The organism is Arthrobacter sp. NPDC057013 (genome assembly GCF_042674585.1).
Classification (GTDB): domain Bacteria; phylum Actinomycetota; class Actinomycetes; order Actinomycetales; family Micrococcaceae; genus Arthrobacter.
The window spans coordinates 91,704-114,444 of the sequence record NZ_JBHUSE010000016.1; the positions used below are offsets into that span (position 1 = coordinate 91,704).

At 65.7% G+C, this 22,741-nt stretch carries 21 protein-coding genes and 3 tRNA genes; 13 read left to right on the forward strand and 11 right to left on the reverse strand.

Translation table 11 applies throughout. The annotated features are described in order from the left end of the window. Nucleotides 1-5: 5 nt before the first annotated feature. The 6 genes from gyrA to ACFTSA_RS18155 all read left to right on the forward strand — a co-directional run bounded on the left by gyrA (nt 6) and on the right by ACFTSA_RS18155 (nt 4,905). Nucleotides 6-2,741 (forward strand): DNA gyrase subunit A, encoded by a 2,736-nt coding sequence (gene gyrA / locus ACFTSA_RS18130; RefSeq protein ID WP_377953025.1) that lies wholly within the window; start codon nt 6-8, stop codon nt 2,739-2,741. Continuing rightward, nucleotides 2,738-3,394 (forward strand): DUF3566 domain-containing protein, encoded by a 657-nt coding sequence (locus ACFTSA_RS18135; RefSeq protein WP_377953026.1) that lies wholly within the window; start codon nt 2,738-2,740, stop codon nt 3,392-3,394. The genes gyrA and ACFTSA_RS18135 overlap by 4 nt, the downstream gene beginning before the upstream one ends. Nucleotides 3,395-3,492: 98 nt before the next feature. Beyond that, nucleotides 3,493-3,566: transfer RNA gene (locus tag ACFTSA_RS18140), tRNA-Ile, on the forward strand. Nucleotides 3,567-3,635: 69 nt separating this feature from the next. Beyond that, nucleotides 3,636-3,755 carry a DLW-39 family protein gene (locus ACFTSA_RS18145; RefSeq protein WP_217491532.1) on the forward strand — a complete coding sequence of 40 codons (120 nt, stop codon included), beginning with the start codon at nt 3,636-3,638 and terminating at the stop codon, nt 3,753-3,755. Nucleotides 3,756-3,826: 71 nt separating this feature from the next. Then, nucleotides 3,827-3,902, forward strand: a tRNA-Ala gene (locus tag ACFTSA_RS18150). A gap of 79 nt (nt 3,903-3,981) precedes the next feature. Further along, a complete protein-coding gene (locus ACFTSA_RS18155; protein ID WP_377953027.1) occupies nt 3,982-4,905 on the forward strand; it encodes a DMT family transporter in 924 nt (307 codons plus the stop codon). A gap of 12 nt (nt 4,906-4,917) precedes the next feature. On the opposite strand, the gene ACFTSA_RS18160 is transcribed toward ACFTSA_RS18155, so the two are convergent. Continuing rightward, a complete protein-coding gene (locus tag ACFTSA_RS18160) occupies nt 4,918-5,787 on the reverse strand; it encodes a glycosyltransferase (protein WP_377953028.1) in 870 nt (289 codons plus the stop codon). Between the two features lie 86 nt (nt 5,788-5,873). Further along, nucleotides 5,874-6,878: a hypothetical protein gene (locus tag ACFTSA_RS18165; protein WP_377953029.1), complete on the reverse strand. Its 1,005-nt coding sequence runs from the start codon at nt 6,876-6,878 to the stop codon at nt 5,874-5,876. 156 nt (nt 6,879-7,034) lie between these two features. Between ACFTSA_RS18165 and ACFTSA_RS18170 the strand changes: the two genes are divergently transcribed. The 3 genes from ACFTSA_RS18170 to ACFTSA_RS18180 all read left to right on the forward strand — a co-directional run bounded on the left by ACFTSA_RS18170 (nt 7,035) and on the right by ACFTSA_RS18180 (nt 9,523). Then, the gene (locus ACFTSA_RS18170; protein ID WP_003800238.1) at nt 7,035-7,580 is read left to right on the forward strand and encodes a peptidylprolyl isomerase; all 546 of its coding nucleotides are present in this window, start codon (nt 7,035-7,037) and stop codon (nt 7,578-7,580) included. A 4-nt stretch (nt 7,581-7,584) separates the two neighbouring features. Further along, nucleotides 7,585-8,466 carry a rhomboid family intramembrane serine protease gene (locus tag ACFTSA_RS18175; RefSeq protein ID WP_377953031.1) on the forward strand — a complete coding sequence of 294 codons (882 nt, stop codon included), beginning with the start codon at nt 7,585-7,587 and terminating at the stop codon, nt 8,464-8,466. 589 nt (nt 8,467-9,055) lie between these two features. After that, nucleotides 9,056-9,523, forward strand: a complete 468-nt coding sequence (locus ACFTSA_RS18180) for a carboxymuconolactone decarboxylase family protein (RefSeq protein WP_377953033.1) — start codon at nt 9,056-9,058, stop codon at nt 9,521-9,523. 195 nt (nt 9,524-9,718) lie between these two features. On the opposite strand, the gene ACFTSA_RS18185 is transcribed toward ACFTSA_RS18180, so the two are convergent. Both ACFTSA_RS18185 and ACFTSA_RS18190 read right to left on the reverse strand, forming a co-directional pair. Then, nucleotides 9,719-10,315 carry a DNA-3-methyladenine glycosylase I gene (locus tag ACFTSA_RS18185; protein ID WP_377953034.1) on the reverse strand — a complete coding sequence of 199 codons (597 nt, stop codon included), beginning with the start codon at nt 10,313-10,315 and terminating at the stop codon, nt 9,719-9,721. 10 nt (nt 10,316-10,325) lie between these two features. Further along, nucleotides 10,326-10,580, reverse strand: coding sequence for a cell division protein CrgA (locus ACFTSA_RS18190; protein WP_331575223.1), 255 nt, complete (start codon nt 10,578-10,580; stop codon nt 10,326-10,328). Between the two features lie 172 nt (nt 10,581-10,752). Here ACFTSA_RS18190 and ACFTSA_RS18195 point away from each other — a divergent pair, with 172 nt between their 5' ends. From ACFTSA_RS18195 to ACFTSA_RS18205, 3 genes are read left to right on the forward strand one after another with little or no spacing between them, the layout of a single operon-like run. Beyond that, nucleotides 10,753-11,547 carry a class E sortase gene (locus tag ACFTSA_RS18195; RefSeq protein WP_377953036.1) on the forward strand — a complete coding sequence of 265 codons (795 nt, stop codon included), beginning with the start codon at nt 10,753-10,755 and terminating at the stop codon, nt 11,545-11,547. A gap of 2 nt (nt 11,548-11,549) precedes the next feature. Next, nucleotides 11,550-11,720 carry a hypothetical protein gene (locus ACFTSA_RS18200; RefSeq protein ID WP_043418205.1) on the forward strand — a complete coding sequence of 57 codons (171 nt, stop codon included), beginning with the start codon at nt 11,550-11,552 and terminating at the stop codon, nt 11,718-11,720. Then, nucleotides 11,717-12,358: an aminodeoxychorismate/anthranilate synthase component II gene (locus ACFTSA_RS18205; RefSeq protein ID WP_377953037.1), complete on the forward strand. Its 642-nt coding sequence runs from the start codon at nt 11,717-11,719 to the stop codon at nt 12,356-12,358. Before ACFTSA_RS18200 ends, ACFTSA_RS18205 begins: the two co-directional genes overlap by 4 nt. Nucleotides 12,359-12,419: 61 nt before the next feature. Here the strand turns inward: ACFTSA_RS18205 and pknB are convergent, their stop codons facing one another. The 7 genes from pknB to ACFTSA_RS18240 are packed head-to-tail and all read right to left on the reverse strand — an operon-like array spanning nt 12,420 to nt 22,156. After that, complete coding sequence (pknB, locus tag ACFTSA_RS18210) at nt 12,420-14,369, reverse strand: Stk1 family PASTA domain-containing Ser/Thr kinase (RefSeq protein ID WP_377953039.1); 1,950 nt, start codon at nt 14,367-14,369, stop codon at nt 12,420-12,422. A gap of 7 nt (nt 14,370-14,376) precedes the next feature. Continuing rightward, nucleotides 14,377-16,224 (reverse strand): protein kinase, encoded by a 1,848-nt coding sequence (locus tag ACFTSA_RS18215; protein WP_377953041.1) that lies wholly within the window; start codon nt 16,222-16,224, stop codon nt 14,377-14,379. Beyond that, nucleotides 16,221-17,675: a peptidoglycan D,D-transpeptidase FtsI family protein gene (locus ACFTSA_RS18220; RefSeq protein ID WP_377953043.1), complete on the reverse strand. Its 1,455-nt coding sequence runs from the start codon at nt 17,673-17,675 to the stop codon at nt 16,221-16,223. Before ACFTSA_RS18220 ends, ACFTSA_RS18215 begins: the two co-directional genes overlap by 4 nt. Next, nucleotides 17,672-19,120, reverse strand: coding sequence for an FtsW/RodA/SpoVE family cell cycle protein (locus ACFTSA_RS18225; RefSeq protein ID WP_377953044.1), 1,449 nt, complete (start codon nt 19,118-19,120; stop codon nt 17,672-17,674). Before ACFTSA_RS18225 ends, ACFTSA_RS18220 begins: the two co-directional genes overlap by 4 nt. Beyond that, entirely contained in the window at nt 19,117-20,934 is a 1,818-nt protein-coding gene (locus ACFTSA_RS18230) for a protein phosphatase 2C domain-containing protein (protein WP_377953046.1), read from the reverse strand. Before ACFTSA_RS18230 ends, ACFTSA_RS18225 begins: the two co-directional genes overlap by 4 nt. Before the next feature lie 2 nt (nt 20,935-20,936). Beyond that, entirely contained in the window at nt 20,937-21,419 is a 483-nt protein-coding gene (locus ACFTSA_RS18235; protein ID WP_331575215.1) for an FHA domain-containing protein, read from the reverse strand. Beyond that, a complete protein-coding gene (locus ACFTSA_RS18240) occupies nt 21,416-22,156 on the reverse strand; it encodes an FhaA domain-containing protein (protein WP_377953048.1) in 741 nt (246 codons plus the stop codon). The genes ACFTSA_RS18235 and ACFTSA_RS18240 overlap by 4 nt, the downstream gene beginning before the upstream one ends. Before the next feature lie 403 nt (nt 22,157-22,559). Here ACFTSA_RS18240 and ACFTSA_RS18245 point away from each other — a divergent pair. Beyond that, nucleotides 22,560-22,642 (forward strand) — tRNA-Leu (locus tag ACFTSA_RS18245). Nucleotides 22,643-22,741 lie beyond the last annotated feature (99 nt).

The following is a 22,741-nucleotide window of genomic DNA, read 5'->3' on the forward strand; positions in this document are numbered from 1 at the left end:
AGACTATGAGTGACGAAACACCCGAGGTCCCGGCCGAGTCTCCGGATGGCACGGAGCCGGTGCTGGAGGGCGACGTGCTGGTCGACCGCGTGGAGCAGGTGGACCTGCAGACGGAGATGCAGCGCTCCTACCTCGACTACGCCATGGCCGTCATCGTCGGCCGGGCGCTGCCGGACGTACGCGACGGGCTGAAGCCCGTCCACCGCCGTGTGCTGTATGCAATGTTCGACGGCGGGTACCGCCCGGACCGTGCCTTCAACAAGTGCGCCCGTGTGGTGGGCGAGGTCATGGGCCAGTACCACCCGCACGGCGATACGGCGATTTACGATGCCCTGGTGCGGCTGATCCAGGACTGGACCATGCGCTATCCGCTGGCGCTGGGCCAGGGAAACTTCGGCTCACCCGGCAACGACGGTGCCGCAGCCCCTCGGTACACGGAAACCAAGATGGCGCCGCTCGCCATGGAGATGGTCCGCGATATCGACGAGGAGACCGTCGATTTCCAGGACAACTACGACGGCAAGAACCAGGAACCTACGATCCTCCCGGCGCGGTTCCCCAACCTGCTGGTCAACGGGTCCTCCGGCATCGCCGTCGGCATGGCCACCAACATCCCGCCGCACAACCTGCGCGAAGTGGCCGACGGCGTCCAGTGGTATTTGGCCAACCCTACCGCCAGCCGCGAGCAGCTCCTCGAGGAACTGCTGAAGCGGATCAAGGGACCGGATTTCCCCACGGGCGCCACCATCCTGGGCCACAAGGGCATCGAGGATGCCTACCGTACCGGCCGCGGCTCCATCACCATGCGTGCCGTGGTCAACGTCGAGGAACTGCAGGGCCGGACCTGCCTGGTGGTCACCGAGCTGCCCTACCAGGCGAACCCGGACAACCTGGCCATCAAGATCGCCGAACTGGTCAAGGACGGCAAGGTCCAGGGCATCGCCGACCTCCGCGACGAGACGTCCGGACGCACCGGCCAGCGCCTGGTCATCGTCCTGAAGCGCGACGCCGTCGCCAAGGTGGTGCTGAACAACCTCTACAAGCACACCCAGCTGCAGGAAAACTTCGGCGCGAACATGCTGGCGATCGTGGATGGAGTGCCGCGCACCCTCAGCCTCGATGCCTTCATCCGCCACTGGGTCACGCACCAGATGGACGTCATCGCCCGACGCACGCGCTACCGCCTGCGCAAGGCCGAGGAAGAGGCACACATCCTGCGTGCCCTCCTCAAGGCCCTGGACATGCTGGACGAGGTCATCGCGCTGATCCGCGCCTCGAGCACCACCGAGGCTGCACGGGATGGCCTCATGCAGCTGCTGGATATCGACGAGATCCAGGCCCGCGCCATCCTGGACATGCAGCTCCGTCGGTTGGCTGCCCTGGAACGCCAGAAGATCCAGGACCGCCACGCCGAGCTCGAAGCCATGATCGCCGAATACAACGCGATCCTCGGCTCGGAGGAACGCCAGCGCACGATCATCAGCGAGGAGCTCGCCGAGATCGTGGCCAAGCACGGCGACGACCGCCGCACGCAGATCCTGATGGGCTATGACGGCGATATGTCCATGGAAGACCTCATTCCCGAAGAGGAAGTGGTGGTCACCATCACCCGCGGCGGCTACGTCAAGCGCACGCGGAGTGACAACTACCGTTCGCAGCAGCGCGGCGGCAAGGGCATCAAGGGTGCCCAGCTGCGCGGCGATGACGTGGTGGAACACTTCTTCGTCACCACCACCCACCACTGGCTCCTCTTCTTCACCAACTTCGGCCGTGTGTACCGGGCCAAGGCCTACGAACTTGCCGAGGGCGGCCGTGACACCAAGGGCCAGCACGTGGCAAACCTGCTGGCCTTCCAGCCGGACGAGCACATCGCCCAGGTGCTGGACCTGAAGGACTATCAGCATGCGCCGTACCTGGTGCTGGCCACCAAGCGGGGCCTGGTCAAGAAGACGCGGCTGGAGGACTACGACACCAACCGGTCCGCCGGCGTCATCGCCATCAACCTCCGGGACGAGGACGAGCTCGTTTCCGCGCAGCTGGTTTCCGAGACGGATGACCTCATGCTGGTGTCCCGCAAGGGCCAGTCCATCCGCTTCACGGCCACCGACGACGCGCTCCGCCCCATGGGCCGCGCCACGTCCGGCGTGACGGGGATGAAGTTTCGTGAGGACGACGAACTGCTCGCCATGAACGTGGTGGCCGAGGGGTCCTACGTCTTCGTGGTGACTGAAGGCGGCTACGCCAAGCGCACCGCCGTCGAGGAATACCGGCTGCAGGGCCGCGGCGGCCTGGGCATCAAGGTGGCCAAGCTCGCCGAGGAACGCGGGGATCTTGTGGGCGCCCTGGTGGTCCAGGAGGAAGACGAGGTCCTGGTGGTCATGGGCGGCGGCAAGGTGGTCCGCTCATCCGTGGCCGGCGTCCCGGCCAAGGGCCGCGACACGATGGGGGTCATCTTCGCGAAGCCGGACAAGAACGACCGCATCATTGAGGTTGCCCGCAACACCGAACGTGGCCTCGAAGACGAAGTTGAAGCCAGCGCCGAGCGCGAGTCCGAGGCTGATCACACGGATGAACCGAGTGCGTCAGAAATCTTGGCTATCGCCGCTGATGACGTAACGTTGGCTGAAGATGCCGGACCAGACGAGGAATCCGCAGAGGCGGCTTCAGGAATGGTCGATGAAGCAGAAGGAACGTCCGGCGATGCTGAGGCGAACGAAGACAACACCGGAGGTAACGAGTGAGCAATTCCGACTCATTTCCCAAGCCGAGCAGTAATGGTCCCGGCGGGATGCGTCAGCCGGCATCCGCTCCCCGGGTGAATGCCCCGGTGCGTCCCCAACAGAGCCCGGCCACGCCGTCGGGCGCTCCGGGGCAGCGTCCTGCAGGTGCGGGACAGCGCCCGGCGCCCGCAGGCCAGGGCCCGCAGGGCCAGCGGCCGGCCGCGCCGGCACAGCGTCCGGCGGCCCCGGGACAGCGGCCGCAGGCCGCCCAAGGTGCGCCCGGGCTGGTCAAGCCGGCCCCGAAGGCCAAGGTGCGCCGCGCCCGGCTCCTGGTCAGCAAGGTCGACCCCTGGTCCGTGCTGAAAATGGCATTCCTGCTGTCCGTCGCGCTCGGCATCGTCACGGTCGTGGCCGCCATCGTGCTGTGGACCGTGCTGGACCTGACCGGCATCTTTGACCAGGTGGACAGCCTGCTGGGAACCCTCGCCGGTTCCGAGGGTGGCGGCTTTGAACTGAAGAAGGTCGCTTCGCTCGGCCAGGTGGCATCTTTCGCGACGATCATCGCCGTCGTGAATGTGGTGTTGCTCACGGCCCTGTCCATGCTGTCAGCCGTCCTGTACAACATCTCGGCAACCCTTGTTGGCGGCATCGGCGTGACTCTGACGGACGACTGAAAACCCTGTATTTCCGCGGGAAACCCCGCTGGAAAGCCTCGATTTGAGATCGGGCCGGGATGTGCTGTAGAGTCTTGTCTCGGCCCGATGAGGCATCGGGGCGTATAGCTCAGGCGGTTAGAGCGCTTCGCTGATAACGAAGAGGTCCCAGGTTCAAGTCCTGGTACGCCCACGGAACCTGCACAGGTTCGAGTAGGGGTTTAGGTAGGACTCTTAGGAATCCAGCCGGAACGGGGTGCGTGTGAAGAAGTTGCTGGTTATTGCAGCTGCGGTCGCGGGCGTCCTTTTCTACAAGAAGAAGGTGCAGGAATCCGAAGCCCGGAAAACAGTCTGGAGCGAATCAACCGACAAGGTTGAATAGCCCGGATCCCGGTGCGGAGGCTGGTCAGCCAGCCTTCGGAACTAGGGTACGATAGACGGGTTGCTTCTTATGGGGGCATGGCGCAATTGGTAGCGCACCTGCTTTGCAAGCAGGGGGTTCGGGGTTCGAGTCCCCGTGCCTCCACCATAAGGAAGGTCCCGGTCGGAAACGGCCGGGGCCTTTTCGTTTGCCCGGCCCCCTGTTCCCGGCCCACTACTGTGGAAGCGTGAACCTCTTCTTTGCTGCCTTGGGTGTCCTGGGCGTGGCTTCATCAGGACCGCTCATCGCCGCCACGCTCGGTGCCACCACTGTCACGGCCCTCGGCATCGCCTTCTGGCGCAACGCCATCGCCGCAGCCGTGATGGCAACCCCCACCCTGATCCGTGAGCCGCGCCAGTTCAGCCGCATCGGGCGCTATGAGGTCCGCTGGTCGCTCGTCGCGGCGGTGGCCCTGGCCCTGCACTTCGCCTGTTTCATCACGTCCCTCCAGCTGACCTCCGTGGCTGCCGCCACGGCCCTCGTCTGCCTGCAGTCCGCCTGGATCGCCGTCCTGCAGCTCTTCCGCGGCGTGCGGCACCGCTGGCAGGTCCTGGTGGGCCTGGGCATCTCTTTCGGCGGCGTCGTGGCCATCACCGGTTTCGACATGGGCACGTCCCCCGACGCCCTGCTGGGCGACATGCTGGCCATGGCCGGCGGACTCCTCGCGGGCATCTACACCCTGGCCGGCGGCCGGGCCCGCCAAAGCATGACCACCGGAACCTACACGGCCCTTTGCTACGGCATGTGCGCCGTCCTCGTGGCGGCACTGGCAATCTCCACCAACCAGCCCCTCACCGGTTTCAATGCCGGCGGCTGGCTGGGGATTCTGGCCATCACCATCTGCGCCCAACTCGTGGGACATACGGCATTCAACCATCTGCTGGCCACCATGAGCCCGCTGCTGGTGTCCATGATTATCCTGCTGGAAATACCGGGTGCAGCGCTCCTGGCCGCGGTGTTCCTGAACGAGACACTCCCGGCGGGCACCTACGCAGGGCTGGCGCTCATCCTTGCGGGCCTCGCCGTGGTGGTGGCGGGACAGCGGAACGGCAAAGGCGGCCGGGGCAAACCGCCAGAGGAGCGTCCGGTGGCGGAGCTGGGGGCCGACTGAGTACCGGCGGAGCTACTGTCCGCCGCGGCGGACAGGCTGGCTGGTGTTGACCGTGTGGATGGCGCGCAGCAGTTTGGCCGGGAAATACACCGAGAAGAAGACCACCATGGGCGCCTTGAGGGCCATCTTTTTCACGTTGTGGGCCTTGTAGGTGCGGTCGAAGCGCGTCACGTAGTACCTGTAGTCGCGGGGTGAGTCCTCGAGCCGGCGGGCCGACATCCCGGAGACCATCTGCGGCCAGTACTGGACCTTGAGGTCGTGGTCCGCGAGATGCAGGGACAGGTCGATGTCCTCATGCATCTCGTCCTTTTCATCCCGGCAGGTTTCACTGCGGATGGTCTCCCACGCGGACCGGCGGAGGGCCATGTTTGAGCCAAACAGGAAATGGTACTGGTGTTTTGCCAGCTTCAGCATCAGCTGGCGCATCTTGTCATCGGCCTTGAGGCCGAAGCGGCGCATCGGCATGTCGTAATAGACCACGGGCCCGGTGGCGGCGGACGTGGACGGGTCCTCGAAGGCTTTCTGCACCTGCTCCACCCAGTCAGGTTCTACCACCGAGTCGGCGTCGATCCGGCCCAGGATGTCGCCGGTGGCGTTGTCCAGGCCGAAATTGCGGGTGGGGATGAGTCCCTGCTGGCCGTCCTGGCGGAGCAGGATAATGGGGCTCTCCGGATACTCCTGCTGCATCTGCGTGACGATCGACGCCGTGCGGTCCTTGGACATGTTGTCCACCACGATGATCTCGTGCGCCGGAACCGACTGATACACCGCCGCTATGAGGCACTGCCGGATGACACTTTCCTCGTTGTATGCCGGGATAACGATCGATACGCGCGGCTCAGTGTCAGTCAAGGCATCCTCTGCGGATCTATCGGGTGACATCCCCTCAAACTTAGCACCGCAGAGACAGCAGGAGGGGTCCCCGCCGCAGCGAAACCCCTCCTGGTGCTGCCCTAGCGGGCTCTTGGCTAAGCCTTCTTGTCGGCGCCGTTCCCGATGTTGGACGCAATGTTCTTCACCGCGGTCTTCTCATCGGTGGCAACTTCACCGGCGTTGGAATCCGCGTCGTCGGCAACGTGCTTTGCCTTGTCAGCGGACGCGTCGGCTGAAGTGTCGGCTTCGTCCTCGGCGGCCAGGGCAAAGGCAGCATCCAGCGGCGTATCAGCGGAAGCCGGTGCAGAACTGTCGGCCGGGGCTGCCGGAACCGGAGCCGGCGTGGAAGCGGCCGATCCAACACCGCTGGCGGATGCCGCCGGGGTGGTTGCAGCCGGCGTCGACGGTGCGGGCGTTACGGGTGCGGGCGTCTTCCACGGGTCCTCGACCGGCTTTGAAGCCTTCCAAGCGGCAACGCCGGCGGCCACAGCCGCAGTGATCACACCAATGATGAGGAGTCCGCGCTTCTTCGGCTTCTGGGGCTCCACCACCAGCGCCTTGCCCGTCACTGCCCGGCTCGCCTCGTTGGCGGCTGACTTGAGGTGGCCGCCGGCCACATGGGCCTGTTCCTGGATGGCGTGGATGATGCCGGCGTCGCCGAGCTTCTGGGCCACGGCGTCAACGCGCGCCGGGGTGCTCTCGAGCGTCCTGTGGACAGCCTCGGATGCGGTCCCGATCTGGTCCGAAAGCCGGGGCAGGTACTCAACCACAACACGGTCGCGTGCCTGGGCAATAACGGGGGTGGCCCGGTCCAGCGCATCGTGCATGCGCGGAGTGGCGCCTTCTACGACGTCGTGGATCTTCGGGGCCAGCTGCGCCAAACCGTCCTGGAGCCGCGGCGTTACCGTGGCGACGCCGTCGGCCAGGTTGTGGGCCGCCACCTTGAGCCCCTCCTGAATCTTGGGGGAAGCAGTGTCAATGCCCTGCTGGAGGCGGGGAACTGCCCAGTCCACCGCTGCTTCCACGCGGTCTTTTGCGTTCTCGACTGCAGAACTGACCGACAACTCCAGTTCGCGGGCAATACGATCCGATTTCTTCACAACTACCTCCCGATTAATGTGACGGTTCTGTTGTTAGCCTACGTGCACGAATAGCCGGGCTGCTATCGTTCCGGCGGATTCACGGTGGATTTCACCCAACGCGGAACTGTCTTTTGCGCCCGGCTTCGCGTTGACCCGCCGTGAAAGAATGGCCCTATGACTGCCTCAGCAACTGCAAAAGCAACCATCCACACCAGCCTCGGCGACATCGTTGTGAACCTCTTCGGCAACCATGCGCCCAAGACTGTCAAGAACTTCATCGGACTGGCCACCGGCGAACAGGCCTGGACCCACCCGGAGACCGGCGAGGACAAGACCGGCACGCCGCTCTACAACGGCACCATCTTCCACCGCATCATCAAGGACTTCATGATCCAGGCCGGCGACCCGCTGGGCCGCGGCACCGGCGGACCGGGCTACCGCTTCGACGACGAGATTCACCCCGAGCTGAGCTTCAGCGCCCCTTACAAGCTGGCCATGGCCAACGCCGGCATCCAGATGGGCAAGGGAACCAACGGTTCACAGTTCTTCATCACCACCATCCCTACCGACTGGCTGCAGGGCAAGCACAGCATCTTCGGCGAAGTTGCCGACGACGAATCCAAGAAGGTTGTGGACGCCATTGAAGGTGTCCGCACCGGCATGGGCGACCGCCCGGTTGAAGATGTGACCATCAACAGCATCGACATCGAGCAGCTCTAGCCACATGACCTACGGAACTCCGGCGGCGGAGCCGTCAGCGCAGGTACCGGTGTGCCCCCGGCACCCGGACCGGCCCTCGTACGTCAGCTGCCAGCGTTGCGGGCGGCCGGCATGCCCCGAGTGCCAGCGCGCGGCCGCCGTCGGATTCCAGTGTGTTGACTGCGTCAACGAAGCAAAGCGTACGACGCCGGCAGCCCGGACCGTTTACGGCGGTGCCGTTGCGTCCGGCAGGCCCGTGGTGACGTACGCAATCATCGCCTTGTGTGCCCTGCTGTTCGTTCTGCAGTGGGTGCTTCCCGGGAACGCGGTGTACCGGACCCTCGCGTACGCGTCGGTTTATGCGACGCCCGAGTACGGGGTGTTCCAGCCGTGGCGCATGCTCACCTCGGCTTTTCTGCACTCCCAGGGCTTTCTGCTCCACATCGTCCTGAACATGTACACGCTGTGGATTTTCGGCCAGGCGCTTGAACCGCTGCTGGGCCGGATCCGCTTCCTTGCCGTATACCTGCTGTCCGCCATCGGCGGGTCGGTGGGATACCTGCTGCTGACACCGATCCTGCCCGAGGGCGGGCCCGTGGGACTCGTTGGCGCCTCCGGTGCGATCTTCGGGCTGTTCGGCGCCATGCTCGTGGTGCAGCGCCACCGTGGCGGTGAGACGAGGCAGCTTTGGGTACTCATCGCGATCAACGGCGTCATCGGCTTTATGGTGCCGCAGATCGCCTGGCAGGCGCACCTGGGCGGCTTCATCACCGGCGCCCTGTGCGCAGCCGCCATCGCCTACGCCCCACGCGGCCCGCGGCGCAACATCCTGCAGGCCGGCGGGCTGGCCCTCGTGATGGTCCTGCTGGCGGTGGCCTCCTGGTACCGGGTGCTCATAGCTGCCTGACGCGGCTTCAGGCCTCCTGGTACGGTACTCCCCCGCAATGCCCCCGCTTTCCGAAGCGGGGGCATTCTTGTGCGTGCGGGCCGAGGTGGGTGCTGCGGCGTGTGTTGGCCCGATCCGGAGTCGAGCCCGCGAACCGGCCGGGGGTTTTCCACAGCGGTTATCCACACTGTTAATAACTTACACAGTTGTAAGTCACTGGCCAGGCCCCGTGATACCGGGCTGCTGAGTCGCTGGCGAGCCGTATGCACGCTTGCGTCCACACCTGTGGATAACTTTGCTGCCTGCCGCTGTGGTTAAGTGGACAACTTCACCAAAACTTCACCGGAGTGGGGTGTTCCGGGCATTAATAGACACCGGGGTGCCTCAGGAGGAGTTCTGTGGACGTTCTTTCAACAGGGTTATTCACACTGTTAATAACTCACAGGGCTGTGATTCCACCGTTCAAGACGCCCGCAAGGGCGGGTTTCTGCCGATCCGGCCGGCAATCCCCACAAGTTTTCCCCACCTGTGGATAACTTGTGGGTAGTCGCCTGTTGCTAAGTGGATAACTGTCCGCGTATCCACACCCTGCCCGTGTAGTCTCTAGAACGTGAGTACCCACAGCCACATCTTCCTGGACAAGCACCACCCCGCAGCCTGGCGGGCACTGAACGGGCTCGGACTGAAGGCCAAGGAAGCAATGCTTGAAGCCGGCCTGGACGAGAAGCTGACCGAACTGCTCAATGTCCGCATATCGCAGATCAACGGCTGTGCATACTGCCTCGACATGCACGTCACGGACGCCGTCAAGGGCGGCGAATCCACGCAGCGGCTGGCCGTTCTGCCAGCCTGGCGGGACACCGCCGTGTTCGAGGACCACGAGCGCGCTGCGCTGGCGCTGGCCGAAAGCGTCACGGTTCTCCCCGATGCCCGCACACGGGAGCAGGAGGACGCCTACGCGCGGGAGCACCTCACCGAGAAGCAATACTCAGCAGTGAGCTGGCTGGCCATCGCCATGAACGCCTTCAACCGCGTTTCGATCACCAGCCAGCATCCCGTCCGGCCCGAAAAGGGCTGAAACCCGGGGTTTTCCACAGTCATTTCCACAACTGTTAATAACTTCGAAAATGCAAGTTTCGGCCCTACGGCGGCGCCAACCGGGGGCGCAGCCTGTTTTCCCCGTGCCGGAGCCACCGAAGTTATCAACACTGTGGATATCTTTACCAACACGTGTGGACCTCTCGGTCCGGGGCGGCCGCACTCCTGGCAGCAGTCAGGCCCAGACGCCTGAAGTTCCGCGGCGGTGGCTGTCCACAAGGTGGGTGTCCACCATGCCAATGGCCTCCATCAGGGCGAACATGGTGGTGGGCCCCACGAAAGCGAAGCCCTTCTTCCGCAGCGCCTTGGACAGGGCGATGGACTCCGGGGACGTTGTTGGCACCTCGGCGTAGGTGACGGGAGCAGGGGTGGAGGTCGGCTGGAACTTCCAGACAAAGTCCACGAGGCCGCCCTCGTCCCGCAGCGCGATGGTGGCCTTCGCATTGGTGATCGCGGCGCGGATCTTAAGGCGGTTGCGGACGATGCCGGCGTCCTGGAGGAGACGCTCGACGTCGGCCTCGGTAAAGGCGGCCACGGTTTCGGGGTGGAAATTGTCGAAGGCTGCACGGAAGGCGGGGCGTTTGCGCAGGATCGTTGCCCACGACAGGCCCGCCTGGAAAGCTTCGAGGCTGATGCGCTCGTACAGGCCCTGCTCGTCCCGGACGGGCAGGCCCCACTCAGTGTCGTAATACTCGCGCAGAAGAGGATCCGTGGAAGCCCACAACGGGCGCGCCAGGCCATCCTCGCCGATGACGATGCCTTCTGCGGTCATAGGAGTTGGCTCAGGAGCGCCAGCGCGTGGTCATCAGGAAGCCGACGATCGCAATGCCAAACCCTGCCAGGATGTTCCAGGACTGCCAGGCCTGGACCGGCAGTTGGCCCTCGCTGATGTAGAAGGTGATGATCCAGAGCAGGCCGATGATCATCAGGCCAAACATGACGGGTTTGAACCACACGGGGTTCGGCTTGTAGGCGGCCTGGGTGGAAACGGGCTCGGCCGGGCGGGCAGGCTTCTTACGTGGCTTTGACTCGGGCACATGTCCTCCTTAGCGGCTGAATCAAGAGGACGGACCTCGGCTTGATATCCTGCTGTGAGGGGATAGCCGGCGGTCTGCACACTCTTGGTCAGGTCTGAAGTCTTACTAGCAGCCAATTCTAGCTGTAGTTCAGTCCGCACCGGTGCCCCGCAACCGCCTTGGAGGAGATCGCGTGGTAGTGCAGGAGAAGGTGACGGCCACCGGCAAGCCGGCGACCGGCGGCGTGATCCTGCGGAAGTCCGTCCAGATCGTCGGCGAGCTGCTTATTACCGCCGGAATAGTGCTGCTCCTCTTTGTTGCGTGGCAGCTGTGGTGGACCAACGTGGAGTCCGATGCCAAGCAAAGCGCTGCCGTCAAGGACTTCGCCCGGGACCTCGCTGGGCCTGTGACCCCCGCGCCGTCGACGACCGGCGGCACGGCCACCGCCGGCCCGAAGGACTACGGGGCGCCCGTTGCAGGCGAGGCCCCCGGCCACGGCGGCACCATCGGGATCATGTACATCCCCCGGTTCGGCGAAACTTACACCCGGCCCATCGTCGAAGGCACCAGCGCGGACGTCCTGGACACCCTGGGCCTCGGCCACTACGGCAACACCTCCATGCCCGGCGCTGTGGGCAACTTCGCGGTGGCAGGCCACCGCCAGACGCATGGCGCCGTGCTGGACAATATCCACACACTGGTTCCCGGGGACAAGATCTACGTCCAGACGCGGGACGGTTACTACGTCTACGTCTTCCGCAACAACCGCATCGTTCTGCCGACCGAAGCCGAAGTACTCCTGCCGGTCCCCAACCAGCCGGGAGTGCGCCCCACCGAAAGACTTCTCACCATGACCAGCTGCAACCCCCGCTTCGGCTCCGAGGAAAGGATCATTGCGTACTCGGTGCTGGACCACTGGCAACCGGCCTCGGCCGGACCGCCCGCTGAGATCGCAGCCCAGGTTGCCCGCGCACGGGGGGAAGGGTAGGCATGTACGGCTGGATTTTCCGTCATCTCCCCGGCCCGCTCTGGCTCCGCGTCCTCACGTCGCTGGTGCTGGTGGCCGGTGCCCTGTTCCTGATGGTCGAGTTCCTTTTCCCCTGGATGTCCCAGTTCACCCAATTCACCGACTCAACGATTGGTGCGCCGAAAAACCCATGAGCACAGCAAAGATCCTCGTCGTGGATAACTACGACAGCTTCGTCTACACCCTGGTGGGCTACCTCCAGGAGCTGGGCGCCGAAACAACAGTGGTCCGCAACGATGACGTGACCCTCGCCGAAGCGATCGAAATGGCAGAAACGCGCGACGGCGTACTCATCTCGCCCGGCCCCGGTTCGCCGTCGGAAGCGGGCGTCTGCATCGAGCTGATCCGGTGGTGCGGCGAGAAGACGAAGCCGATGTTCGGCGTGTGCCTCGGGCACCAGGCCCTGGCGGAGGCCTACGGCGGAACGGTGACCCACGCCCCGGAGCTGATGCACGGCAAGACCTCCCTGGTCCAGCACGACGGGGCCAGCGTTTTTGCCGGCCTGCCCTCCCCCGTGACGGCCACGCGCTACCATTCCCTGGCCGCCGTCCGGGACACGATCCCGGAGATCCTGGAGATCACGGCGGAAACGGCCAGCGGCGTCGTTATGGGGCTGCAGCACCGCACCGCGCCGCTGTGCGGCGTCCAGTTCCACCCCGAATCCGTGCTGACCGAGGGCGGCTACCAGATGCTGGGCAACTGGCTCGAGTCGCTGGGCATGAAGGGTGCAGCCGAAAGGGCCGCCACGCTCAGCCCGCTGATCCAGCACTGACCTAACCCGATTCAGCCCTGATGCAGCCCGATGCAGCACCAGGGCTGGTTCGGCGGTGGGCCTACTTGCCCTTGGTGGGGCTCGGCGTCGCCGTCGGCGTCGGACTGGGTGTGGGCTCCGGGGCCGGTGCCGGGGCCGTGGCCACCGTGACGGTGATGGCCTTGCCCTGCTCCACCAGCGAGTTCAGCGGATCGCTCTGGCCTGTCACCTTGCCGGGCTGAACCTGGGAATTCTCCACCTCACGGATCACGGCAACCAGGCCGAGTTCCTTGAGCGCCGTCTCGGCCTCGGCACGGGTCATGCCCCGAAGCTCGGGCATCGCCACCTTGCCGGTGGACACCAGGATCTCGACCGTGCTCCCCACCGCCACCTGCTGGCCCGGCGCCGGCTTGGTGGTGATCACCAGACCCGCCGGAACCGTGGCGCTGTTGGCCATGGTGGTGGACGGGGCGCCTACCAGCCCTGCCTGCCGCAGTATGTCGCGGGCTGCCGCCTCCGTCCGTCCCGGCAGCGTCTCCGGGATCTTGACGGCGCTGGGGCCCGCCGAAACGTTAAGGACCACTTCCGAGTTCGGTTCCAGCGACGACCCCGCCGGCGGCGCGGTGCCGATGGCCGTCCCCTTGACGATCGAGTCGTTCTGCACCCGCTTGATCCGTGGCCGCAGCTTGGCGTCGTAGAGCGTCTGCAGCGCCTCGGATTCGGAGAGCTTCTCCACCGAGGGAATCGCGACCCGCGCCGGTTCAGCGGGTGGCTGGTTGAGGAAGTTGTAGAACCACAGGCCGCCGCCGGCCAGCACCAGGAGGGTAAAGATCACGAACGTCGTGATCCAGGCCCGACGGCGGGACTTCTGTAGACCGGACCGCTCGCGTTCGCGGGGCAGCCCGAGCGGCAGCTCGTCATGCTCGGCCGTCTCGTACACCGCCGCGGCCTCGGCCGGCAGCACGGATTCGTCATCATCGGCGTCCCGGGAGCGGCGCAGCCGGCCCGTGGGAGCGTCATCGAGGAAGCTGGCTCCGGTCATGGAGAACGCTTCCGTAGGCGGCGTGCGGTGCGGCTCGGGGATGTCATTGGGGTCGGTCGGCGCCTCGCTGGGCGACAACGCCGGAACAGGGATCCCGTTCTTCGCGGCCCGGAGCGCACGGCGGAAGGCCGCGGCATCCTGGAAACGGTCAGCACGGTTCTTCTGCAGCGCCTTTTCCAGCACGCTGTCCAGTGCATCGGAGATGTCCGGATTGAAATTGCTGGGCGGTTCGGGCTTCTCCCGGACATGCTGGTATGCCACCGATACCGGGCTTTCACCCACGAACGGCGGGCGGCCGGTCAGCGTTTCGTACAGCAGGCAGCCTGCCGAGTACAGGTCGCTGCGGGCATCCACAGCCTCGCCGCGCGCCTGCTCCGGCGACAGATACTGGGCGGTGCCCACCACGGCCTGCGTCTGGGTCATGGTTGCCGAGGAATCGGCGACCGCGCGGGCAATGCCGAAGTCCATGACCTTGACCATGTCCGAGTTCTCGCAATACATCACGTTCGCCGGCTTGATGTCCCGGTGCACGATTCCGGCCTTGTGGCTGTATTCCAGTGCCGACAGGACACCCAGCGTGTAGTCCACCGCCTGGTCTATGGTGATGTCGTGGGCCCGGATCAGGTCGCGGAGGGTCTTGCCGGCCACGAACTCCATGACGATGTAGGGAACCCGGACCTGGTCGTGCCCGTCTCCCGGCACGGTGTGCTCGCCGGTGTCGTAGATGGCCACGATCGATGGATGATTCAGGGCCGCGACGGCCTGGGCCTCGCGCTTGAACCTGGCCTGGAACTGGGGGTCCCGGGCCAGGTCAGGGCGGAGCAGCTTGATGGCGACCGTCCGGCCCAGTCGGGTATCCAGGCCACGGTGCACATCGGCCATGCCCCCGCGGCCGATGAGTTCCCCGAGTTCATAGCGTCCGTTGAGGACACGCTGACTGGTCACCGGGATGTTGTCTTCCCGGTGTGACGGAGTTCGTGGCGTGGTCACGGCTTGCTTACCTTCCAGTCGGCGAGCCGCTTGGAGTTGGCGTGGTTGTGGGTGTGGGGATGAGGGCCTCGGCCAGGTGGTAGGTCACCACCGACCCGGCGTCGACCTCCCGGCCGCTGTCGGGCTCGGTCCGGACAAGCGTTCCGGGGTCCTGGCCGGGGTCGCCGGCCTCGTCGGCGCCTTTTTGCCAGCGCAGCCCGGCCTTCTCAATGGCTGACTGGACCTCGGCTTCGGTGCTGCCCGGGCTGATGTCCGGTACCTTGATCTTTTCCGGGCCCTTGGAATAGGTGACCCTGACGGTGTCACCGGCCTGCAGCGGGCCCGACGGGTTGAGGTCCGTGACGGTGCCCGGAGTGGCAGGGTTGAAGACTTCCTTGCCGTCCACCTTGAGGCCCAGCGCGATCAGTTCGGTGCGGACCTCGCTGAACTGCTTGCCGAGGTATGCCTCCGGAATCACGTTGATGGCCTCGGGAGTGGACTGCGTCGGCGTCGGTGTGGGGGTCGGCGTCGGGGTTTCCGACGTAGGCGTCGGCGTGGGCGTAGCACTCGTGCTTATGCTGCGGCTGGGTGTGCTCGACGTGGTGGCGGCCGGGCCCTGGCCCGGGAACAGGAAACCCGCCTGGCTCAGCAGGATCCCGGCGACGGCGAACAGCACCAGCAGGATCAGGGCGATCAGCGGCCAGGTCCACAGGCTGCGCTTCCGCCGCTCGGGCTCATCCTCTGGTTCGTCGTCGTACTGTTCCGGTTCCTGGTCCCAGGTGCGCTCGGCGGCCAGGGCATCCGCACGCGACAGCGTGCTCCCTGCCCGCGTGGGGGCGGCGTCCGGGTTGCCGGCGGCCGCAGCCGCTGCCCCGCCGGCGGCAGCACCCGCGGCCGCTGCGCCAAGCACAGGCAGGGCCGAGGTGGCCGTCGTCGAGCTCTTCTCCGAACCGATCACGCCGGTTGGTGCGGTGGCGATGTTTACCGGTGCCGTCATGGCGCCCGTGCCGCCTTCGTACAGGAGCATGCCGGGGACGGCCGCGTGGGCTGCGGAGATGTCACCGTTGCGGATGGCCTCTGCCGCCTCGGCCAGCTTGATGGCGTTGGCCGGACGGTTCTTCGGATCCTTGGCCAGCATGGACATCAGGAGCGCACGGACCGGCTTGGGCAGCGACTCCGGCAGCGGCGGCGGCGCGTCGTTGACCTGCGCCAGGGCGATGGCGATCTGGGATTCGCCGGAGAAGGGGCGGTGCCCGGTGAGGCACTCGTAGCCGATCACGCCAAGCGAGTAGATGTCCGAGGCGCCGGTGGCCGTCTGGCCGGTGGCCTGTTCGGGGGCGAGGTACTGGGCGGTGCCCATGACCTGGCCGGTCTGCGTCAGCGGCACCTGGTCTGCCAGGCGCGCGATGCCGAAGTCGGTGACCTTGACCCGCCCGTCAGGGGTGATCAGCAGGTTTCCGGGCTTGACGTCACGGTGCACCAGGCCCTGGGCGTGGGCCACGGACAGGGCCCGCGCCGTCTGCGCCATGATGGACAGCGTGCGATCCGGTGAGAGGACCTGCTCGTGCTCGATGATGCTGCTCAACGGCTGGCCGGGGACCAGCTCCATCACCAGGTACGCGGAGCCTTCCTCCTCACCGTAGTCGAAGACATTGGCGATGCCCACGTGGTTGAGCAGGGCGGTGTGGCGGGCCTCCGCGCGGAACCGCTGGAGGAAGCCGGGGTCACCCGTGTACTCCTCTTTGAGTACCTTGATGGCCACGATCCGGCCCAGGATCTGGTCCTTGGCCTTCCAGACTTCACCCATGCCGCCGATCGCAATACGCGTGGTCAACTGGAATCTGCCGCCGAGGGTGATTCCCGATGTAGGCCTCACTTATTCAACACCGCCTCAAAAATCTTCTTTGCGTTCGGACTGGTTAGCTGTGCACCGGTGGTGATGTCCACGCCCTGCATGACAACGGTGACGGACACTTGCGGATCGTTAGCCGGGGCGAACCCCGTAAACCAAGAGTTATTCAGGCCGTTCCCGAGCTCGGCGGTGCCGGTCTTGCCGGCCACTTGGACACCGGGAACGCCGGCACCCGAGGCGATGCCCTCACTGACCACGCTCGTCATCCATTCGGTGATCTGAGCGGCGATCTCCGGCGTCGTCGAGGTCCGCAAAGCCACCGGCTTCGGTTCGTCGATGACCCTGAGGTCCGGGGACCGGACCGCCTTGATGAGGTTCGGTGCCATCTGCACTCCGCCGTTGGCGATGGCCGAGGTCATCAGGGCGATCTGGAGCGGCGTCGCGCGGACGTCGCGCTGGCCGATGGCGGACTGCGCGAGTCCGGCTGCGTCGAGACCCGAGGGGAAAACGCTCTTGGCGTAGTCCAGCTTGAGCTGGTCGCCCAGCTCCTGGCCGAAGCCGAACTTGCTGGCCTGCTGGGCTATCGCGTTTTCGCCGAGGTCGCGGGCAATGCTGGCGAAGGGCGTGTTGCAGGACTGCTGCAGCGCGAACGCGAAGCTGGCCGTGTTGCGGGTGTAACAGTTGCCGCCGGCGTAGTTGGGCAGCTGGTACTGGATGCCCGGGAAGCTCATCTGGGCCGGGTTGGGCAGCACGCTGTCCGCGTTGTACTTGCCGGAGTTCAGGGCTGCTGCCGTATCCACCAGCTTGAAGACCGAGCCCGGGGCCAGCAGGGCGCCGGTGGGGCCGCTGACCGAGGGGTTCAGGTTGATGCCGGGGACCTTGATGGCCTCGTTGTAGGCAGCCTGTTCCTTGGCGACGTCCTGGGTGGCGATGAGGTTGGGATCGTAGGACGGCTTGCTGACCATGGCCAGGATGTTGCCCGTCTTGGGATTCGTCACCACGATCGCGCCCCGCTGGCCGTCCGGGATGAGGTCGTACGCCAGCTTCTGGATCTTGGGGTCAATCGTCAGCTCGACGGACGCACCCTTGGGCTGGTTACCCAGGAAGAGCTGGCCGATCCGGTCGAAGAACAGTTGGTCGGAGCTTCCGGCGAGCTGGGCATCCATGGCGCCTTCGAGGCCGGTGACCCCGTAGCTCCGGGAGAAGTAGCCGGTCAGCCCGGCGTACAGCTCGGGCTGGTTGTACTTGCGCTGGAACTTGCAGGACTCGTTGCCCGGCACGGATTCGGCGATGGCGGAGCCGCCGACGAGGATCGCGCCGCGGTCATTGCAGTAGTTCTGCAGGATGGCCCGCCGGTTCCACGGGTTGGCCTTGAGCTCGTCCGCGCCCACCACCTGGACGTAGCTGATCGCACCAAAAATCAGGGCGAACATGGCGATCGCGGCGATCCATGAATGTCGAATGGCCTGGTTCACAGGTGTTTCACCGCCTCGGTGGGAGCGTCTGGGAGAGTCTGGGTGGCGTTGCGGTCCTGCCGGTTTCCTGCGGCGGTCACCGGCTTCTGGGCTTCCGGTGTCCTGCCGGGCTGCATCGGTGAGGTGTCCACCGGGCCGCGGGCCGTGTGCGAGATCATCAGCAGGAGGCCCACGATGATCCAGTTGGCCAGCAGTGAGGAGCCACCCGCGGCCAGGAACGGCGTGGTGAGGCCGGTGAGCGGGATCAGCCGCGTGACGCCGCCGATCACCACGAAGCACTGCAGCGCCACGGCGAAGGACAGGCCGCAGGCGAGGAGCTTGCCGAAGGCGTCGCGGGTGCCGAGGGCCGCGCGGAAACCGCGGGTGAAGAGCAGCAGGTACATCATCACGATGGCGAACAGGCCGATCAGGCCCAGTTCCTCGCCGAAGGAGGCGATGATCATGTCGCTGTTGGCGAACGGGACCAGGTTGGGCCGGCCCTGGCCGAGGCCGGTGCCCACGAGGCCGCCGCTGGCCATGCCGAACAGGCCTTCCACGATCTGGCCGCTGCCGCCGGGGGAACGTCCGAAGACTTCCTCGGTGAAGGCATTGAGCCAGCTGTCAATGCGGAGGGCGACGTGTGAGAAGACCTTGGACGCCACGAAGCCGCCGCCGAGGATCAGCGCGAGGCCGATGACCACCCAGCTGATGCGGCTGGTGGCCACGTAGATCATCACGATGAACAGGCCGAAGAACAGGACAGATGATCCGAGGTCGCGCTGGAAGATGAGAACGCCGATGCTCACGAGCCAGGCGGTGATCATCGGGCCCATGTCCTTGAACCGGGGGAACTGCATCGGGCCGATCTTGCGGCCGGCCAGCATGATGAGGTCCCGGTTCGAGGAAAGATACCCGGCAAAGAATATGGCGAGGGTGATCTTGGCGACCTCACCCGGCTGGAACGTCATCGGCCCGAGGCGGATCCACACCCGGGCGCCAAGGATTTCGCCGGCGGAAATGCCCGGAACCAGGGGAAGGATCAGGAGCAGGGCACTGACGGCCAGGGAAATGTACGTGAAGCGGCGCAGCACGCGGTGGTCCTTGAGGAACCAGATCACGGCGATGGCAACGGCCATGGCGATGACGGTCCACCGCAGTTGGTTGTTGCCGGTGTCCTCGCCGGGGGCATCAAGGCGGTGGATCATCGCCAGGCCGAGGCCGTTGAGGGTAATCACCAGCGGAAGTATTACCGGATCGGCATATTTGGCACGGAGCCGGAGGACAACGTGGAACACCAAAGCGGCGACGGCGAGAAGGCTGGACTGGAACCAGAAGTCCGTGTCCAGCGACGTCTGCTCATCGATGCTGATCAGTGCGTTGGCGCCGATGCTGACCGACAGGGCAAGCACGAGCAACAGCAGTTCCACGTTGCGCCGGGGTTTGGGCATGGTGTCGGCGTGGCTCATTGGCCCCCCTCACAGGTTGCGGTTGGGGTGGGTACGGCAGAGGCTCCGGCTGTTGCGGACGGCGAAGCCGTCGGCCTGGCGGTTGAGGTCGCCTTCGGGGATGCCGCAGCTGTCGGCTTTGGGGTGGCCTTGGCTGTCGCGGTGCCCGTCGCCTTGCCGGTCGCCGTGACCTTCGGCGTGGCTGAAGGAGTTGCGGTGGGCGAGGGAGTCAGGCACTCATCCGACGGCGCGGTGCTTCCCGTGCGCTCCAGGTTCTTGACGATCCGCTGGGCATCATAGAGATCCCGTGCGGGGACTGTCTGGCGGACGCGCTGCTGCGAGAACTGTGGCAGTGAGTCCATCCTGATGTCCGTGACCGCTTCCAGCGTGGAGAGCTGTATGGGTCCGAGGCGCTGGGATACCCCGTTGAAGATGGCCACCCGCTGGTCGAATTCGCCGATGTAGTAGCGCGTCTGGGTCCAGGCGTAACCGAGCCAGAGGCCGACGGCGAGGACCAGGATCGCGGCGCCCGCGATTCCCAGGGTGAGCCAGCGGCGCGGACGCCGGGCCGGTGCGAATTCGTCAGCCTCGTCGCGGGCCTGGTCCGACTTGTGCGTCAGGACCGTGGCCGCGCGGCGTGCGACGGTGCGGCCGGCGATGGTGGGGATGGAACCGGTTTCGGCAGCAGCAACGGCTGCGCCGACGAGGATGTGCGGCCGGGAGGAAAGCTCCTCGCGCAGCACCTCGGCGGAAAGATGCTCGCCCAGGTGGGGGTCGGTGCTGGTGGCCGGCTCGTTGGACGGCTTCTCTGCACTTTCGGCTGCGGCAGCTTCGCCTGCGCTGGCTGGTTCGGCTGCAGCAGGAGCCTGGGCGGGGGAAGCCGGAGCGGCCGAAGGTGCGGAGTCCGGCTTCGCGTCGGAGGGTTCGGCTCCCGGCGCCGCGGCGGCGGGCCCGGCAGGAGGGGCGGCAGCAGCTTCATCGGGGGCCGCAGCCTTCGTCCCGGTAATCGCGTCCGGTTGTCCGGCGTCAGGCACGATGTCGACGGCGGCGGTGCTGACGTCGTCGGGCGTTTCCTCCACGATCTCCAGCATGACAACGGTGACGTTGTCCGGCGCCCCCGCCTCCAGGGTGAGGTCGACGAGTGTCTCGACGCATTCGCGGAGGTCCGGGGTTTCGCGCACGGTGCGCTCTACGGCGTGGCCGGCAACGTAGTTCAGGCCGTCCGAGCAGAGCAGCCAGCGCTCTCCGGGCTGCACGTCGATCGTGGCGAGGTCCAGTTCGGGGCTGGCATCGACGTCACCGAGGACGCGCATCAGGACGTTCTTGTGCGGATGAGTTTCCGCTTCTTCGGGGCGCAGCCGGCCTTCGTCGATGAGTCGCTGGACGAACGTGTGGTCCACGCTGATCTGTTCGAACTCGCCGTCGCGCAGGCGGTAGGCGCGGGAATCGCCGATGTGGGCAAAGTGCAGCTTGCCCCCGGCGAGCAGCAGGGCAGTCACGGTGGTGCCCATGCCCGCCAGCTTGGGATTGATGTGGACGAGTTCCGAGAGCAGGGAGTTGGCGGTCTGGATCTCGTCGGCCAGCACGGTGCCGGCATCGTCGTCGTAGTCGTTGGTGTCCAGGTGGATCATGTCCAGGACGGTGGCGGCGGAAGCAACATCGCCGCCGGCGTGGCCGCCCATGCCGTCTGCCACGACGGCCAGGTGCCTGCCCACGTAGGCGGAGTCGTCGTTCTTCGCGCGGATGCGGCCGACGTCGGAGCGCGCCGCATAGCGCAGGATGAGGGGCCGGGGCGAGGCTGGAACCTCGCCCGCGGGCATGTCCGGGGCGGCCATGGCTACGGCCTCAATTCAATGACCGTCTTGCCGATTCTCACGGGTACACCAAGGTCCACAGGCAGGGCCCTGGTGAGCTGCTGGTCGGCCAGATAGGTGCCGTTGGTGGAGCCGAGGTCCTCGATGAACCAGCGGCTCCCCTGTGGAAATAGCCGGGCGTGCCTGCCGGAAGCGTAGTCATCCTCAAGGACAAGCGTGGCCTCCTGTGCGCGGCCCAGCAGGATGGGGCTCGCGGCCAACGGGACGGTACGGCCCTTGAGCGGGCCTTCGGTGACCACCAGCTGGCGTGCCTGCTGCTTGACCGGCGCCGGAGCCGGCTCGGCGAGTTCGGGATTCTTCCGCACCTGCCGTGCGGTGGGGGCCCCGGTGGCGGCCTTGCGGCCGATCATGAGGTCCCGCCGCATGGCGGAAACGATGCTGAAGATGAGGACCCAGAGTAGAAGCAGGAACCCGAAGCGCAGGGCCGTGATGGTCAGTTCGCTCATGGGCGGCCGCCATTGTTGGCGGGCAGGAGGCGGAAGATGATTTTGGTCCGTCCCATCGTGATGGTGGAGCCGTCGGTGAGCTCCGTGCTGCCGGCCACTTTGTGTCCGTTGACGTAGCTGCCGTTGGTGGAGCCAAGGTCGACGGCGGTGGTGGTTCCGCCGTGGGTCTGGATTTCCAGATGCCGGCGGGAGACTCCGGTGTCGTCCACCAGGATGTCAGCCTCTGATGAACGGCCCAGGACGACTGAGGGGGCATTGAGTGAATACCGTTGGCCGTCGATGTCGAGAACAGGCTGCAGCCGGACCGGCTGGCGGCTTGGCGCTGCCGGCACGCTGGCCCGCGGGGCGGCCGGTGCCGAACCGGAGGACTTCTCTGTCTTTGAGGTGATCTCGAAGTCACCGGCCCGGTGGGATTCGTCCCGCCGGAACGAGATGCGGACCGGGCCCTGGAGGATGTAGCCCTGGCTGCGGACGTGGTTGATGACGACGTCGCAGAGTTCCTCGGCCAGCGGCGTCCCCCATTCCTGGGCGCGCTGGAAATCCTCGTCACTCAGGAGAACGTCGAAGACGTTGGGCACCAGGGTGCGGCCGGCAGCGATGGTGATGGCCTTGTGATCCACTTCGCGGCGGAGGCGGCTCGCGATTTCCACGGGCTCAACCTGGGCTTTGGAGCCGGTGGAGAAGACGCCGCGGACGGCCTTTTCAATGCCGCGCTCGACCTTGTCCAGCAAACCCATGGTCTTCTCCTTTCCTTGCTGCTGAGGGACAGTACGTCCCGTGGAACTCATTCTGGCAACGCAGTCACAACGAAACTCACAACAAACACCGTGCCCGCCGGAAGCGGGCCCCTTTGTATCCGATACTACTTGCCACGTCTGGGAAAGACCTTAATCCACAACGCGCCGGGAACCCGATTCGTTCACGTTCCACCATCGAATGTGGGCGTGATCACAGGCGCGAATCGTCCCTCGGCCGCGGCTTCGGGGGTCTTCCTAACCGCCGCCGTGCCCGGGATAACCGTGCCTCAAAGTGACCGCGATTGCCCGATTAGGAAATTGCGGGGAATGTCCGTTATGCTTGATCTCGCTGCTTTTACGAGGTACAAACCGGACTCCGGTGGGGCTGAGTGGAAGAAGTTGCGCGCGAGTGGCGGAACGGCAGACGCGCTGGCTTCAGGTGCCAGTGTCCGAAAGGGCGTGGGGGTTCAAATCCCCCCTCGCGCACGCATGTGGTGAGTCGAGACATCCTTCACGGATGAGTCGAGTCATCGGTGACACCCCGGTCTTCGGACCGGGGTGTTTTTCTTTGCCGGGTTTTTCTGG

Excerpts from the sequence above, each read along its gene's own strand:
- ACFTSA_RS18225 (WP_377953044.1), bottom strand. The coding sequence starts at position 19,120 with ATGAGCCACGCCGACACCATGCCCAAACCCCGGCGCAACGTGGAACTG.
- ACFTSA_RS18205 (WP_377953037.1), top strand. The coding sequence starts at position 11,717 with ATGAGCACAGCAAAGATCCTCGTCGTGGATAACTACGACAGCTTCGTC.
- gyrA (WP_377953025.1), top strand. The coding sequence starts at position 6 with ATGAGTGACGAAACACCCGAGGTCCCGGCCGAGTCTCCGGATGGCACG.
- ACFTSA_RS18235 (WP_331575215.1), bottom strand. The coding sequence starts at position 21,419 with ATGAGCGAACTGACCATCACGGCCCTGCGCTTCGGGTTCCTGCTTCTA.
- ACFTSA_RS18175 (WP_377953031.1), top strand. The coding sequence starts at position 7,585 with ATGACCTACGGAACTCCGGCGGCGGAGCCGTCAGCGCAGGTACCGGTG.
- ACFTSA_RS18160 (WP_377953028.1), bottom strand. The coding sequence starts at position 5,787 with ATGTCACCCGATAGATCCGCAGAGGATGCCTTGACTGACACTGAGCCG.
- ACFTSA_RS18200 (WP_043418205.1), top strand. The coding sequence starts at position 11,550 with ATGTACGGCTGGATTTTCCGTCATCTCCCCGGCCCGCTCTGGCTCCGC.
- ACFTSA_RS18185 (WP_377953034.1), bottom strand. The coding sequence starts at position 10,315 with ATGACCGCAGAAGGCATCGTCATCGGCGAGGATGGCCTGGCGCGCCCG.
- ACFTSA_RS18230 (WP_377953046.1), bottom strand. The coding sequence starts at position 20,934 with ATGGCCGCCCCGGACATGCCCGCGGGCGAGGTTCCAGCCTCGCCCCGG.
- ACFTSA_RS18240 (WP_377953048.1), bottom strand. The coding sequence starts at position 22,156 with ATGGGTTTGCTGGACAAGGTCGAGCGCGGCATTGAAAAGGCCGTCCGC.
- ACFTSA_RS18170 (WP_003800238.1), top strand. The coding sequence starts at position 7,035 with ATGACTGCCTCAGCAACTGCAAAAGCAACCATCCACACCAGCCTCGGC.